Here is a 14,327-nt window from a genome sequence, read left to right as displayed (position 1 = left end):
GCCCGAACCAGCAGAGTGGCGCGGGTGCATCGAACCACGACTACCGCAACGCTCCTGGTCACCGTGGCTGTCTCGGCCCTCACCGGCTGTGTGACGGTCCAGCGTCCACCTCTGTCCGGGCCACCGCCGACGACGGCGCCGTCACGGCCGCCGGCACCGGGTGACGCCCGCCCGGACGGTCAGGCGCAGCCGCAGATCGTGCAGGCCCCGGCCCAGGAGGCGCTGTCCATGATCGACCCGTCCCCGTCCTCGAAACCGGAGGGAGCCGCGCCGCGCGACAGTGCCCCGGGGACCGCGGCGGCCTCCGCCCAGCCGCAGCCCCGACAGCCGGCACAGGCGCGTCCGGGGCATCGACAGCATCCCGCGCACCCGGCACATCCCGAGCCTCGGCACCCGGACGCCCGGCACTACCGGCCGCCCCGGGTCGAGATCCCGGACGTGGCCAGGTCGGTCCCCAAGTCGGTGCCCAAGGGCCCGAAGGACGTCTGCGCGCTCGGCAGGAAGTACGGCGGCTGGCAGCAGGGCAGCCCCGAGTCGGTCATCTGCGACCAGGCATACGGGCGTTGAGCCACCACGGTCTCAGGGCCGCTGTCTCGGCGGCCCCCACCCTCCGTCAGCGGCGGATCCGCCCTCTCCGAGCCGTAGTTCCAGTCTGCTGATCGCCGCCCGCACACCGTCGCTGTAGCTGTCCTCCCCCAGGGCGTCCGCCGCCCTGCGGGCGCGGCGCAGATGGGTGCGGGCGGCGTCCGTGCGGGCGAGCCGCACATAGTCTGCGGCCAGATTGAGGTGCAGCGAGGGATACAGGGCGCGCACGGCGAGCGCGCCCTCGTGGCGGCTCAGCCGGTCCTCGGTGAGTTCCTCCGCGGCCGTCAACGCCCTGAGGTCCCAGGCGAGTTCGTCGCAGGGGTCGTCCTGGGCGTCGGCCATGTAGTGCGCCAGGGTGCAACGGTGCAACGGGTCGCCGTCCTCGCCGATCTCCGCCCACAGGGCCAGGAAGCGGTGCCGGGCCTCCTCGCGGTCCCCCGCGTGACACAGCATGACGACCTGCCCAATCCGGGTCATCACGGTATCCGGCGCCGCCTGCTCCTGTCGCTCCGTCAAAGCGTCCTCCGGCCCTGTCGGCTGTCGTCCCCTGTCCCTGCCGACGCTAGCCGCCGCCACTGACATTCGAGGTCAGGCGGGACCGGGCCGGGGCCGCGCGGCACCGGCCCGGCGGACGGGTCAGCCGAGGTTCGGGATCGTCCAGTCGATGGACTCGTGGCCCTGCCGGGCGACCGCCTCGTCGATCTGCGTGAACGGGCGGGAGCCGAAGAACTTCTTCGCCGACAGCGGGGAGGGGTGCGCGCCCTTGACCACGACGTGCCGGTTCTCGTCGATCAGGGGGAGCTTCTTCTGCGCGTAGTTGCCCCACAGCACGAAGACCGCCGGGTCGGGCCGCTCGGCCACCGCGCGGATCACCGCGTCGGTGAACTTCTCCCAGCCCTTGCCCTTGTGCGAGTTGGCCTCGCCGGCGCGGACCGTGAGCACCGCGTTGAGCAGCAGGACGCCCTGCCGGGCCCACGGCATGAGGTAGCCGTTGTCCGGGATCTCCAGGCCCAGCTCCTCCTTCATCTCCTTGTAGATGTTCCGCAGGGAGGGCGGGGTCCTGACGCCCGGGCGGACCGAGAAGCACAGTCCGTGGCCCTGGCCCTCGCCGTGGTACGGGTCCTGACCGAGGATCAGGACCTTCACCTGGTCGTACGGCGTCGCGTCGAGGGCGGCGAAGACCTCCTCGCGCGGCGGGTAGACGGGACCCTTCGCCCGCTCGTCCTCGACGAACTCCGTCAGCTCCTTGAAGTACGGCTGCTGCAGTTCGTCGCCCAGAACCCCGCGCCAGGACTCGGGCAGCATGGCGGTGTCGGTCACGTCAACGTCCTCACGATGTGCGGTCACTTCAGGCCTCAGAACCTACAGGCGACCACTGACAGTCCGTGCCGTGAGGGCCGGGCCCGACCGCTACCAGCTGGTCTTCCAGTACAGCTCCCACATCGTCATCATGGTCGCCGGGTCGATGACCTTCTCGAGACCGGCGATCTCCTCGTTCGCGGCCACGTACTGCTTGCCCTGCCACAGCGGCACCAGCCGGGTGTCGTCCACGAAGACCTGCTGGGCTTCCTCGATCTGCGGCCCCACGGCCCCGCGGTCGCTCTCCGCGCGCGACTCGGGCAGCAGCTTGCCGGTGATCTCGGGGGCGTCGTACGGGGTGCCGAGCGCGTTCTGCTTGCCCACGAAGGGCGCGATGAAGTTGTCGGCGTCGTGGAAGTCGGGGAACCAGCCGCGCCCGAACACCGGGTACTCGCCCTTCTGGTAGCCCTCGACGTAGGACTTCCACGGGCGGCTCTTGAGGGTGATCCTGAAGAGTCCGGAGGCCTCCAGCTGGCGCTTCAGCTCCTGGAAGGCGGGCTTGGTCGTCGAGCCGTAGCGGTCGCTGGTGTACCAGAGGGTCAGCGGGACGCGCTCGGTGATCCCCGCGTCCGTGAGGAACCGTTTGGCCTTGGCCACGCTGGGGTCTCCGAAGTCGTCGAAGAAACCCGTGGTGTGGCCGGTGAGGCCGGCCGGGACCATCGAGTACAGCGGCTCGACGGTGTCCTTGTAGACGAAGTGCACGAGCGCGGGGCGGTCGACGATCTGGGCGACGGCCTTGCGGACCGCGGGCTTCGCGGACCACGGGTCGCTGGGGTTGAACACCAGGTAACTGATCTCGGTGGTGGGGTTCTCCACCAGCTGGAGCCCCTCCTTCTGCTGGTTGGTCTCGATGTCCACGGTGTCGGAGGCCCCGAGGCCGCGGTAGACGACCGAGATCTCCTTGTCCTTGAGGGCCTTGACCATCGCGTCCGACCGCTGGAAGTAGCGGATGGTGACGGCGTCGTTCTTGAGGTCCGCGATGCCCTTGTAGTGGTCGTTGCGGACGAGCTCCGCCTTCTCGCCCTCCTCGTAGGAGTCGAGGCTGTAGGGTCCCGAGCCGCTGATCTTCCCGTCCTTGCGGATCGCGTTGGCGGAGTACTCCTCGGGGTCCACGATCGACATGGCCGGCGTGGTGAGGACCAGGGGGAAGGTGGCGTCGGGCTGGCTGAGGTGGAAGACGACCTCGCGGTCGCCCTTCACCTGCACCCGGGAGAGCGTTCCCAGCAGGCCGGCGGGGCCGCCGTTCAGGTTGATCTTCTTGATCCGGTCGATGGAGAACTTGACCGCCTTGGCGTCCAGCGTGTGCCCGTTGGAGAACTTCAGCCCCTCGCGCAGGGTGCAGCTGTACACGGTGCTCGACGTGTCCGTGAACTCGCAGGTCTCGGCCGCGTCGGGTTCGGGGTCGGAGGCACCGGGGGAGTAGTTCAGGAGCGTCTGGTAGACGTTGCGGAACAGTTCCCAGGAGTTGTCCCAGGAGGCCGCCGGGTCCAGCGTGGCCGGGGCGCTGGTGGTCCCCACGACGATCGCCTTCCCGCCGTCGGAGGAGTCCGAGGAGAACACCCCGCATCCGGCCATCGTGGATATGGACACGAGGGCCGCGAGGGGCGGCAGGTATCGGTTCCGCTTGAACACGCGCTTGCTCCTCGAAATGCCGTGCCGAGAGTCGGCAAAACATACCGCAGCGCCACGCGCACTCAACCGGTTCGTTCACAGGGAGCTTGGTCACCTCAGCGTGATGACCCTGTAAATCCCCTGTGAGGCTTTTGTGCGTTCGACACGGGCGCCGTCGGTGTCAACGGGCGCCCGTGCCGAGACGACGAGGATCAGGCACCCACTCCGGCGTTGAGGAAGATGCCGCCGTCGACGACGAGCGTCTGGCCGGTGACCCAGTCGGACTGCGCCGAGGTGAGGAAGGCCGCGGCGCCGCCGATGTCGGAGGGCACGCCGAGCCGGGCCAGCGGATAGGACGCGGCGGCCTCCGCCTCCCGGCCCTCGTACAGGGCCGACGCGAACTTGGTCTTCACGACGGCGGGGGCGATCGCGTTGACCCGCACCCCCGGCGCGAACTCGTGCGCGAGCTGCTGGGTGAGGTTGATCAGCGCGGCCTTGCTGACGCCGTACGCGGCGATGAAGGGCGAGGGCGCGAGGCCCGCGACGGAGGCGATGTTGACGATCGCACCGCCGTTGTCCTTCTGCCAGGCATACCAGGTCTTCTGGGCGAAGCCGAGCGCGGAGATCACGTTGGTCTCGAAGACCTTGCGCGCCACGTTCAGGTCGAGGTCGGCGATCGGCCCGAACACCGGGTTGGTGCCGGCGTTGTTGACCAGGTGGTCGACGCGCCCGAAGGCCTCCATGGCGCGCTCGACGGCGGCGGCCTGGTGCGCCTCGTCGTGCGCCTTGCCCGCCACGTACACGGCGCGCTCGGCGCCGAGCTGCTCGACGGCCTCCTTGAGGGAGTCCTCGGTGCGGCCGGTGATGACCACCCGGTCACCGCGCGCGACGAACGCCTCGGCGATGCCGTAGCCGATGCCGCGGCTGGCGCCCGTGATGAGCGCGACCTTGCCCGAAAGCTCGGGGAGTTGCGAAGTCATGGTCCCGTTTCCCTAGTCGAGCGGTCCGCCGGCGACGTACAGCACCTGACCGGAGACGAATCCGGCCGCCTCGCCCGTGAAGAAGGCGATGGCGTTGGCGATGTCGTCGGGCTCACCCACGCGCGCGACCGGGATCTGGGTGGCGGCCGCGGCCTTGAACTCCTCGAAGCCCATGCCGACGCGCTCGGCGGTCGCGGCGGTCATGTCGGTGGCGATGAACCCGGGGGCGACGGCGTTGGCGGTGATGCCGAACTTGCCGAGCTCGATGGCGAGCGTCTTGGTGAAGCCCTGGAGTCCGGCCTTGGCGGCGGAGTAGTTGGCCTGGCCGCGGTTGCCGAGCGCCGAGGAGGACGACAGGTTGACGATCCGGCCGAAGCCCGCGTCCACCATGTGCTTCTGGATGGCCTTGGTGACCAGGAAGGAGCCCCTGAGGTGCACGTTCAGGACGGTGTCCCAGTCGGAGACGCTCATCTTGAACAGCAGGTTGTCGCGCAGCACGCCCGCGTTGTTCACGAGGATCGTCGGCGCGCCGAGCTCCTCGGCCACGCGCGCGATGGCGGCCTGCACCTGGGCCTCGTCGGAGACGTCCGCGCCGACCGCGATCGCCCGGCCGCCGGCCGCGGTGATCTTCTCCACGGTGTCCTTGCAGGCGGCCTCGTCGAGATCGATCACGGCGACCGCGCGCCCCTCGGCCGCCAGTCGTACGGCGGTGGCGGCGCCGATGCCGCGCGCGGCACCCGTGACCACGGCTACCCGCTGCTCTGTGGTGGACATTGCTGGTTCTCCTCGCCCTTGAGAAATCGACCTGGGGAAATCGACCTGAGAATGTACGGCCCATTCGGTGAGCGACCGCTTAGTACCTTCAGCAGACGTGACGCTAGAAGCCATGGCACGCGGTGTCAACGTCACACGAGCGGGGTGTGATCCATTACCTGACCAGCAGATCGAGCAGACGCTCCGGTTCGGCGGCCGGATCGGTGGTGAGCCCGGTGTGCACGGGGCCCGGCTGGACGACGGTGGAGCGGGGCGCGATCAGCCAGCGGAAGCGCCGTCCGGCGTCGTCGCGGGCGGCCTGCCCGGCCCCCTCACCACCGGCGCAGACCCCCTCGACGGCGTGCAGCGCGGCCCGGACACCGGCCACGTCCGCGTCCGGGTCGAGCGCCCGCAGCCGGGCCTCGTCGAGGTGGGTGCGCACGCCGACGTAGGCCTTGGCGCGGCAGTACACGAGCACCCCCGCGTTGATGCACTCGCCGCGCTCGACGCGGGGTACGACCCGCAGCAGGGCGTACTCGAAGACCTCGCGGTCGTCGGTGCGACCGCCCCTGATGATGTGGCGCTCGGTCACTTGATCCCCTCGATCCGCTCATGGACGACGGCCGCGCGCGCGAGCAGCGGTCGTGCGTAGGTCCGCCGGAGTTCGTCCGGCGACTCGAAGCCAGGCTCGCCGGCCAGCCAGGCGTCCGGGATCTCGGCGGTGACCTCGGCGAGGAGGTCCTCGGTGACCCGGGGGGCCAGTTCGGCGGCGGCCGCGGCGACATCCGGCGTGAAGGGCTTCAGGACGTGGTCCGAGGCGTCGTAGGCACGGGCGGCGGACTTCTCGGCGCCGGGCCAGTTGTGCTGCCAGATCATGGTCGCGCCGTGGTCGATGAGCCACACCTCGCCCCGCCACCACAGCAGGTTGGGGTTGCGCCAGGAGCGGTCGACGTTGTTGACCAGCGCGTCGAACCAGACGATCCGGCCGGCCTCCTCGGGGCCGACCTGGAAGGCGAGCGGGTCGAAGCCGAGCGCTCCGGAGAGGAAGTCCATGCCAAGATTGGTGCCGCCGCTGGACTTCAGCAGCTCCTGCACGCGCTCGTCGGGCTCACCGAGCCCCAGGTCCGGGTCGAGGTCGAGCGTCACGAGCCGCGGCACCCGGAAGCCGAGCCTGCGGGCGAGCTCCCCGGCCACGATCTCGGCGACCAGCGTCTTACGGCCCTGACCCGCGCCGGTGAACTTGATGACGTACGTCCCGCGGTCGTCGGCCTCGACGAGCCCCGGCAGCGAGCCGCCCTCGCGCAGGGGCGTGATGTAGCGGGTCGCGATGGCTTCCTTGAGCATCGCCCCAGGTTACTGGCCGACAGTGAAGCGACAGCTCCGCTTTACCCGCTGCTGATCGCGAACACGTTTAGATCTCGACATCGTCTGAACAACCCGAGTCGGGCGACCGTACCCATGGACAGCTCCACCACGTCCGCATTGGAAGGAATGTCAGCATGACCAGCGAACTGCCCCATCCCGTTCCGGCTCCTGCTCGTCGTACCGTCGTGGCGGCGGTGGGCGCGGCGGGACTCGCCGTCGCGCTGACCGCGTGCGGATCGGGCGACGATTCCTCCGACTCCTCCTCGAGCACCCAGGCGGGTGCGAACGCGAGCGGTGGAGGTTCGAGCTCGAGCTCCGGCAGCGGCTCCGGCGGCACCGTCCTGGCGAAGACCTCCGACATCCCCGAGGGCGGCGGAACGATCTTCAAGGACCAGGGCGTCGTGGTGACCCAGCCGACGGCGGGCACCTACAAGGCCTTCTCGTCCAAGTGCACGCACGCAGGCTGCGCGGTGGGCAGTGTGGCCAACGGCGTCATCCACTGTCCGTGCCACAACAGCGAGTTCTCGGTCGAGGACGGCAGCGTCAAGAAGGGTCCCGCGACCAAGGCCCTGCCCGCCGAGCAGATCACCGTGAGCGGGGACTCGATCACGCTGGCGTGACCCGTGTGCGCCGGGTGTGCCCGAAGCCGACCAGCACCTCGTCCGTGGTCGCGAGGGTGGCGACCAGGGCAAGCGTGTGACGGATCATCGCCGGGGTGTAGTCGGAGGGCACCCCGGCGATGGCGTCCGTCACCACCACGGCGGTGTACCCGCGGTTCACGGCGTCGAACACGGCGTTGGGGACGGCCACGTTGGCGGAGACTCCGGTCACCACCAGGGTGCGGCAGCCGAGGTTGCGCAGGAGCGCGTCGACCTCGGTGCCCTGGATCGGCGAGAGTCCGTGCAGCCGTCGTACGACGAAGTCCTCCTCGCTCACCTCGATCGGGGCCGCCACCCGCACCGCGGTGGTCCCGGACAGCTGCTGGACGGGCAGGCGTTCGGCGGCACGGAAGAGGCGGGCGTTGCGGTTGGCGCCGCGCCCGTCCGGACGGCGTTCGGCGATCGCGTGGATCACCTGGACCCTGTTCGCGTGCGCGGCGGCGACCAGTCGGGCGACGTTGGCGAGGGCACCCGAGGTCCGTGTCTCACGGGCGAGTTCGGGCAGCGCGCTCTCCGGCCCGACGACGCCCTGCTGGCACTCGACGGTGAGCAGGACAGTGCTCTCGGGAGCGAGGAGTTCGCTGAGTTGTTCGTACGACGGCACGGTTCCCCCTGGTCGCCGACGGCCCGGAGCCGGTGACAGTAGCCACCATTGCGTCGGGACGGAAGACGACCCATCCTTTTCTGACGTGATGTCAGAGGATCTCTCCTCTGACACGACGTGAGAGAAAGAGGGGGATGCATGACCGCCACTCAGCGCCGCGGCCGGAAGATCATGATGACGCCGGGCGAGCTCGACGAGTTCTTGACCAGCCAGCGCACCTGCCGGGTCGCCACCGTCTCCGCCGACGGCGCTCCGCATGTGAGCACGCTCTGGTTCGCCTGGGACGGCACCTCGCTGTGGCTGTACTCCGTCGTGCGCAGCAAGCGCTGGACCGATCTGCGCCGCGATCCACGGGTCGCGATCGTGGTCGACACGGGTGAGGAGTACGACGAGCTACAGGGCGTGGAGCTGTCCGGGACCGTGGACTTCGTGGGCGAGGCTCCGCGCACCGGAGAGCTGCGCGCGGAACTCGACGTCCCGGAGACGCTGTTCGCGCGCAAGAACTTCCACCTGGAGGAGATGCCGCACGACGGCCGGCACGCCTGGATACGGCTGACCCCCGAGAAGATCGTCTCCTGGGACTTCCGCAAGCTGGGCCCGGCGTAGGCCTCAGGCTCGAACGGCCTTCCCCGCCGCCGACTTCAGCGCCTCGACCGCCGCCCGGATCGACGGGCGGCGGTCGGCGTCCGCGCGCCACACGGCGTAGATGTGACGGCTGACCGACTGCCGTACGGGCACGGTCCGCACGCCCTCCGGGATCGGCCCGCGCCCGAGCCGGGGCGCCACGCACACCCCGAGACCGGCGCCGACCAGCGCGAGTTGGGTCGGATGCTCCTCCGCGCGGTGCGCGACACGCGGTTCGACGCCCTTGGAACGCAGGGTGTGCATCAGCCACTCGTCGCAGAACTCGCCCTCGCCCCAGGTGACCCAGTCGTCGTCGGCGAAGTCCTCCAGGTCGACCTCGCTCCGGTGCGCGTGGCGGTGGGTCGCGGGCATCGCCACGTCGGCCGTGTCGTCGACGATGGAGGCCTTCACCAGTCCGTCGGGCATGGGCAGCGGCTTGTTGTACCAGTCCAGGACGATCGCGAGGTCGTAGTCACCGCGGATCACGGCGAGGACCGCGGGTTCCGGCTCCATCTCGCGCGAGCTGATCCGCAAGCCCGGATGCGCCGAGCGCAGGGCCGCGATCGCGGCCGGGAACAGTCCGCGTACGGCGGTCGGGAACGCGGCGAGTCTCAACTCCCCCACCACCTGGCCGCGTTGGGCCTCCAGGTCGGACTGGGCGAGTTCCACCTGGGACAGGATGCGTGCCGCGTGGTCGGCGAGGAGCCGGCCGGCGTCGGTGAGCCGCACCCCCCGGCCGTTCTTGGCGAGGAGCTGCTGGCCGACCTCGCGCTCCAGCTTGGACATCTGCTGTGAGACCGCCGAGGTCGTGATGTGCAGGCCCTCGGCGGCGCCGCTCACCGAGCCGTGCCGGGCGAGGGCGTCGAGGGTGCGCAGGCGCTCCAGGTTCAACATGTAAGCAATACTACGAGATATCTCGCTCAAAAACTCGCTTGTGCTACGAGATCGTGTGCCGGATCGTGGTCGGCATGACCACCGCGACCGTCACCGAAGCCCCGACGCGGATCTCCCGCCGCCCCGCCCTCGACTGGCGCCTGCGCTTCGGTGCGCTCTCGCTGATCTGGGGGTTCAGCTTTCTCCTCATCAAGGTGGGCACCGGGGGGTACGCGCCCTTCCAGGTCACGCTCGGGCGGCTGGTGTTCGGGACGCTGGTGCTCGCGGCGGCGATGGCGGTGCGGCGGGAGCGGCTCCCTCGCGGGGTGCGGACGTGGGGTCATCTGGCGGTCGCGGGGTTCCTGCTCAACGCACTGCCGTTCTCGCTCTTCGCCTACGCGGAGTTGACGATCCCGTCCACGCTGGCGGGGATCTGCAACGCGACCTCGCCGCTGTGGGGGATGGTCCTGTCCGTCGTCGCGCTGTCCGAGGACCGGCCCACGCGCGTGCGGGTCGCCGGGCTCGGGCTCGGGTTTCTGGGGGTGCTGACGGTTCTCGGGGCCTGGCAGGGGTTCAGCGGGCTGGACGCCAGGGGGACGGCGATGGCCCTGCTGGCCTCGCTCAGCTATCCGATCGGGTGGATCTACGTGCGTCGGACCCTGGCCGGTGTGGGGTACTCCCATATGTCCCTGATGGGGGCGCAGTTGCTGTTGGCCACGGTTCAACTGGCGGTCGTCACTTCGCTGTTCTCCGGGATACCTACCCATGTCGACGTGCTGCCGCTGCTCGCGATCGCGGCGCTGGGTGCGCTGGGGACGGGGCTGGCCCTGCTGGTGCAGTACGGGCTGGTCGCCGAGGTGGGGCCGACCACCGCGCAGATGGTCACGTACTTCATTCCGGTCATCGCCACGGGGGCCGGAGTCGCCGTGCTCGGCGAGTCGTTGAGCTGGTCGACGCCAGTGGGTGCGGTGATCGTACTCGCGGGGGCGGCGCTGACTCAGGCGCCCCGCCGCGGCTGAGGGGGTGTGCGGATCGTGGCGGCCGCGGGCTCGTAGTGGCCGGTCGCGCTGTTCCCCGCGCCCCTGGGTAGGTCGACCGTCCCCCTCTGCACATGGTTCCGGGTGGTGCAGGGGCCTACAGCGTTCGCGATCGCGTCCGCCAGCAACAGCGTCACGGTCACCCCCTGCGGTGTGCCCATCCTCAAGCGACCGCCGGGGGCCACCGCCGGACCCGCATGCAGAAGGCAGCCCACCTTCCCCTAGACGACATTCCGGGTGGCCGAGGGACCCAAGGCCCTCGCGATCGCGTCCGCCAAGGGGGCGACCTCCGCTGCCGTCAAAGTCGCTACGGTCACGCGGATCCCCTGCGGTGCGCTCATCCTGAAGCGGGCACCCGGGGCCACGGCCCACCCCGCGTGCAGGAGGCGGGACACCGCACCCGTCTCGTCCGGGACCGGGATCCACACGTTGAGACCGCTGCGGCCGTGCGCCTCGACTCCGCGTTCCGCGAGTGCGCCGATCAGCCGGTCGCGGCGCTCGCGGTACGCCGCCGCCACCTCCGCCGTGTCCAGTACGCCGCCGGCCCACAGGTGCACCACCGCCCGCTGAGTGATGCGGCTGACCCAGCCGGGGCCCAGGCGGTGGCGGCCGTGGACGCGGTCGACCGTGACCTCGTCGCCGGTGAGGACGGCCAGGCGCAGATCGGGGCCGTAGGCCTTGGCCACCGAGCGGACGAAGGCCCAGTGAAGGGTGACTCCGGCCAGGGGGTGAAGGGGCAGGTCGACGATGCCGTGGCCGTGGTCGTCCTCGATGAGGAGGATGTCCGGGTGGTCCTCGAGGACGGCGCGCAGGGCACGCGCACGCGTGGCGGTCACCGAGGCGCCGGTCGGGTTCTGGGCCCGGTCGGTGATGATCAGGGCGCGGGCGCCCGACTCCAGGGCCTTGCGTACCTCGTCGGCGCGCGGGCCCTCGTCGTCCACGCCCACCGGGGCGACGCGCAGGCCCAGTGCCGGGACCAGGTCGAGGAGGCTGCCCCAGCCGGGGTCCTCCACGGCGACCGTGTCGCCCGGCTTGAGGTGGGCGGCCAGGACGCGCTCGACCACGTCCAGGGAGCCGGAGGCGACGGCGAGAGGGCCCTGCGGAACGCCGTCCGCGTCCAGTGCCTCTCGCGCGAGGCGGGCCAGTTCCGGGTCCACGGTCGCCTCTCCGTACAGGACCGGCTCCCGGTCGCCCTGTTCGGCGGCGGCGGCGAAGGCCGGCGCCAGCGGGGGCAGCAGCGCCGGGTCCGGGTTGCCGTTCGCCACGTTCCGCACGCCCTCCGGGACCTCCACCCGGATGTCGTCGCGTCCCGTGGTGGCCGGCTTCGACCGCACCCGACTGCCCCTTCGCCCGGCGGTCTCGATGACCCCGCGCTCGCGCAGGGTGCGGTAGGCGGCCGCGACCGTATTGGGATTCACCCCGAGCTCCACCGCCAACTCCCGCATGGGAGGCAGCAGTTGCCCCGGCGCCAGCTCTCCGGCACCCACCGCGCTCTCGACGCTCGCCGCAATCTCCGATGCGCGTCGGCCTTGGATCCGATATTCTCCTAGCACAAAGCAGATTATGCACTAGTGCAATGGAGACGGCAATGCAGGGGACCACCGCGACCACGCCGGAGCCGACCGCCTACGCGCCGACCGACCGCACCGTCCCGACACGCTCCCCCGACCGGGCCTCGTACGACAGGGAACTGGTGCACTCGATACTCGACGAGGGCTACGTCTGCCACCTCGGCTTCGTCCGGGACGGCGCCCCGGTGGTCCTGCCCACGCTGTACGGCCGGGTGGGCGAGCGGCTCTACGTCCACGGCTCGACGGGTTCGCGCCCGCTGCGGATGACCGGCCAGGCCGACCCGGGACTGCCGGTCTGCCTGACGGTCACGCACGTCGACGCGCTGATCCTGGCCCGCTCGGCCTTCCACCACTCGATGAACTACCGGTCCGTGGTGGTACACGGACTCGCGTACGACGTCACGGACCCCGAGGAGAAGCGCCTCGCCCTCGACGCGCTGGTCGACCATGTGGTGCCGGGGCGCGCCCTCGACTCCCGCCCCGCCAACAAGAAGGAACTCGCCGCCACCGCCGTCATCCGCCTCGACCTCGACGAGGTCTCCGCCAAGCTCCGCACCGGCGGGGTCAACGACGAGCCCGAGGACCTCGCCCTCCCCCACTGGGCCGGTGTGGTCCCGCTGCGCAAGGGCTACGGCACCCCGGTCGCCGACGCCGGCCTGGCCCCCGGCACCGAGGTCCCGGACTACCTGGCGGTGCTGTGATGCTGATCCATCCCTGGGACGCGGCCCGCGACGACGCCGAGTGGCAGCAGTGGCTGTCCGTCCACGACTTCGGGCAGCTCGCCGTCAACGGTCCTGCGGGCGAGCCCCCGTTCGTCCAGCCGCTGCATTTCTCCTACGACCCCTCGCGGGGCGAGGCCCTGACACACCTCGCGCGGCCCAACCCCTTGTGGGGCGCACTGGAGGCGAGCCCGGACGTCGTGCTGAGCGTGGTCGACGACTACGCGTACGTCCCGGGCCCGTGGCAGGCCGACCCGGACGTACCGTCCGAACACGGCACGCCCACGAGCTTCTACGCGGCGGTCCAACTGCGGTGCCGGGCCCACGTGGTGGACGACCCGGCCGAGAAGGCCGTGCTCCTGAACCACCAGGTTGGTCACTTCCAGCCGGAGGGCGGCACCGCGCGGGTGGCGGCGGACGAGGTGCCGTTCGGGCGGCAGCTGTCGGGGATTCGCGGACTGCGTCTCGAAGTGACCGGTGTGCGGGCGAAGTTCAAGTACGCCGGCAAGCGGACGGCTCAGGTGCAGGACCGGATCGCGGAGGAGCTGGCGGACCGGGGCGGTCCCGGGGACGCGGCGGCGCGCGAGCATCTGCTGCGGCGGCAGCGGGCCTGAGCGAGGGGGCCCTTCGGACAGAAGGGCCCCCTCGGTGCGTCACGCGGGCCCACGCGCCTCCGTCACCGCGAGCCCCGCGACCGCGCCCAGCATCAGCAAGGTGCCGACGACGGTGGTCGCAGTGAGGCGCTCGCCGAACAGCACGACGGCCAAGACCGCCGCGCTCACCGGTTCCAGCAGCATGATCACGGAGACGGTGGTGGAGCGGACGACCGCGGCGGCCGCGAAGTAGAGGGCGTAGGCGAGAGCCGTGGGGACGGTCGCCAAGTAGACCAACAGGACCAGGAGCAGGGCCGGTCGGGCCGTGTGCGGGACCAGGCCCTCGGCCTGCGCGAAGGGCAGCAGACAGAGACTGGTGACCGCGAACACCCCCACGGACGTTCCGGAGGACTCCGCCCGGGACGCGCGCGTGACCAGGGTCATCACACAGCAGCCGGCCGCCGAGAGCAGCCCGAGCAGCACACCCAGGGGACGTACGGAAGCCTCCGCGCCGCCCAGCGTCAGCACCAGGAGTCCGGCGAGGGCTCCGGTGACGGCGACGACTCCGCTGCTCCCGAGCCGCTCCCCCAGGGCCAGGCGTGCCCCGAGCGCGATGAGCACGGGACCGGCGCCGAGGGTGACGACGGTGGCCACGGCGAGCCCGGTGGACCGTACGGCGGCGAAGTAGGCGGTCTGGAACACCGCCAGACCGACGCCCGACGCGCCGAGCCGCAGGGCCCTGCGGCCGAGCGGTTCCGAGACGGCCGTACGCGCGCGTGGCCGTACGAGACGGACGGCGAGCAGCACCGCCAGCCCGGCCGTGCAGCGCCAGAAGGACAGGGCCACCGGGCCCAGGTCACTGGTCCGGTAGGCCAGCGAGGCGACCGCTCCCGCGGTGCCCCAGGTGGTACCGGCGACGATCAGATAGATGAGGCCTCGCCCGAGGGGCAGGCCTGAAGAAGCATGCGACACGTGTTCTCTCCGCAGTTGCGCC

17 protein-coding genes are annotated in these 14,327 nt (G+C 70.9%); 6 read left to right on the top strand and 11 right to left on the bottom strand.

Annotated elements, in window-relative coordinates; translation table 11 throughout:
• Positions 1-63 precede the first annotated feature (63 nt).
• Positions 64-567, top strand: a complete 504-nt coding sequence (locus ACIBJB_RS19595; RefSeq protein WP_398932114.1) for a hypothetical protein — start codon at positions 64-66, stop codon at positions 565-567.
• Between the two features lie 12 nt (positions 568-579).
• On the opposite strand, the gene ACIBJB_RS19590 is transcribed toward ACIBJB_RS19595, so the two are convergent.
• The 7 genes from ACIBJB_RS19590 to ACIBJB_RS19560 form a co-directional block, all read right to left on the bottom strand.
• The gene (locus tag ACIBJB_RS19590) at positions 580-1,101 is read right to left on the bottom strand and encodes a hypothetical protein (RefSeq protein ID WP_398932112.1); all 522 of its coding nucleotides are present in this window, start codon (positions 1,099-1,101) and stop codon (positions 580-582) included.
• Between the two features lie 120 nt (positions 1,102-1,221).
• Positions 1,222-1,905: a uracil-DNA glycosylase gene (gene ung, locus ACIBJB_RS19585; RefSeq protein ID WP_398932110.1), complete on the bottom strand. Its 684-nt coding sequence runs from the start codon at positions 1,903-1,905 to the stop codon at positions 1,222-1,224.
• Positions 1,906-1,995: 90 nt separating this feature from the next.
• Positions 1,996-3,576: an ABC transporter substrate-binding protein gene (locus tag ACIBJB_RS19580; RefSeq protein WP_398932108.1), complete on the bottom strand. Its 1,581-nt coding sequence runs from the start codon at positions 3,574-3,576 to the stop codon at positions 1,996-1,998.
• A gap of 191 nt (positions 3,577-3,767) precedes the next feature.
• A complete protein-coding gene (locus tag ACIBJB_RS19575; RefSeq protein ID WP_398932106.1) occupies positions 3,768-4,535 on the bottom strand; it encodes an SDR family oxidoreductase in 768 nt (255 codons plus the stop codon).
• 12 nt (positions 4,536-4,547) lie between these two features.
• Positions 4,548-5,309, bottom strand: a complete 762-nt coding sequence (gene fabG / locus ACIBJB_RS19570) for a 3-oxoacyl-ACP reductase FabG (RefSeq protein WP_365123041.1) — start codon at positions 5,307-5,309, stop codon at positions 4,548-4,550.
• Between the two features lie 154 nt (positions 5,310-5,463).
• A complete protein-coding gene (locus tag ACIBJB_RS19565) occupies positions 5,464-5,880 on the bottom strand; it encodes a DUF3037 domain-containing protein (RefSeq protein WP_062046840.1) in 417 nt (138 codons plus the stop codon).
• Positions 5,877-6,632 (bottom strand): HipA family kinase, encoded by a 756-nt coding sequence (locus ACIBJB_RS19560; RefSeq protein WP_398932103.1) that lies wholly within the window; start codon positions 6,630-6,632, stop codon positions 5,877-5,879. Before ACIBJB_RS19560 ends, ACIBJB_RS19565 begins: the two co-directional genes overlap by 4 nt.
• A 155-nt stretch (positions 6,633-6,787) precedes the next feature.
• Between ACIBJB_RS19560 and ACIBJB_RS19555 the strand changes: the two genes are divergently transcribed.
• Positions 6,788-7,273, top strand: a complete 486-nt coding sequence (locus tag ACIBJB_RS19555) for a Rieske (2Fe-2S) protein (protein WP_398932101.1) — start codon at positions 6,788-6,790, stop codon at positions 7,271-7,273.
• Here the strand turns inward: ACIBJB_RS19555 and ACIBJB_RS19550 are convergent.
• Positions 7,260-7,916, bottom strand: coding sequence for a cysteine hydrolase (locus ACIBJB_RS19550; RefSeq protein WP_398932099.1), 657 nt, complete (start codon positions 7,914-7,916; stop codon positions 7,260-7,262). The two genes, ACIBJB_RS19555 and ACIBJB_RS19550, sit on opposite strands and share 14 nt — an antisense overlap.
• 138 nt (positions 7,917-8,054) lie before the next feature.
• On the opposite strand from ACIBJB_RS19550, the gene ACIBJB_RS19545 reads away from it, so the two are divergent.
• On the top strand, positions 8,055-8,522 hold the full coding sequence (locus tag ACIBJB_RS19545) for a pyridoxamine 5'-phosphate oxidase family protein (RefSeq protein WP_398932097.1): 468 nt from the start codon (positions 8,055-8,057) through the stop codon (positions 8,520-8,522).
• 3 nt (positions 8,523-8,525) lie between these two features.
• Here the strand turns inward: ACIBJB_RS19545 and ACIBJB_RS19540 are convergent, their stop codons facing one another.
• Positions 8,526-9,434 carry a LysR family transcriptional regulator gene (locus ACIBJB_RS19540; protein ID WP_398932095.1) on the bottom strand — a complete coding sequence of 303 codons (909 nt, stop codon included), beginning with the start codon at positions 9,432-9,434 and terminating at the stop codon, positions 8,526-8,528.
• Positions 9,435-9,508: 74 nt separating this feature from the next.
• Here ACIBJB_RS19540 and ACIBJB_RS19535 point away from each other — a divergent pair, with 74 nt between their 5' ends.
• Positions 9,509-10,432, top strand: coding sequence for a DMT family transporter (locus ACIBJB_RS19535; protein WP_398932093.1), 924 nt, complete (start codon positions 9,509-9,511; stop codon positions 10,430-10,432).
• 239 nt (positions 10,433-10,671) lie between these two features.
• On the opposite strand, the gene ACIBJB_RS19530 is transcribed toward ACIBJB_RS19535, so the two are convergent.
• Complete coding sequence (locus tag ACIBJB_RS19530; RefSeq protein ID WP_398932091.1) at positions 10,672-12,003, bottom strand: aminotransferase class I/II-fold pyridoxal phosphate-dependent enzyme; 1,332 nt, start codon at positions 12,001-12,003, stop codon at positions 10,672-10,674.
• Between the two features lie 35 nt (positions 12,004-12,038).
• Between ACIBJB_RS19530 and ACIBJB_RS19525 the strand changes: the two genes are divergently transcribed.
• Together ACIBJB_RS19525 and ACIBJB_RS19520 are read left to right on the top strand one after the other, a co-directional pair.
• Positions 12,039-12,722, top strand: a complete 684-nt coding sequence (locus tag ACIBJB_RS19525; protein WP_398932089.1) for a pyridoxamine 5'-phosphate oxidase family protein — start codon at positions 12,039-12,041, stop codon at positions 12,720-12,722.
• Positions 12,722-13,354, top strand: a complete 633-nt coding sequence (locus ACIBJB_RS19520; protein ID WP_398932087.1) for an FMN-binding negative transcriptional regulator — start codon at positions 12,722-12,724, stop codon at positions 13,352-13,354. Before ACIBJB_RS19525 ends, ACIBJB_RS19520 begins: the two co-directional genes overlap by 1 nt.
• A gap of 39 nt (positions 13,355-13,393) precedes the next feature.
• Here ACIBJB_RS19520 and ACIBJB_RS19515 read toward each other — a convergent pair whose 3' ends face one another.
• On the bottom strand, positions 13,394-14,305 hold the full coding sequence (locus tag ACIBJB_RS19515; protein ID WP_398932085.1) for a DMT family transporter: 912 nt from the start codon (positions 14,303-14,305) through the stop codon (positions 13,394-13,396).
• Positions 14,306-14,327 lie beyond the last annotated feature (22 nt).

Source organism: Streptomyces sp. NPDC050759 (assembly GCF_044456945.1).
Lineage (GTDB): Bacteria > Actinomycetota > Actinomycetes > Streptomycetales > Streptomycetaceae > Streptomyces.
This window is presented reverse-complemented; position numbering and strand designations above follow the sequence as displayed.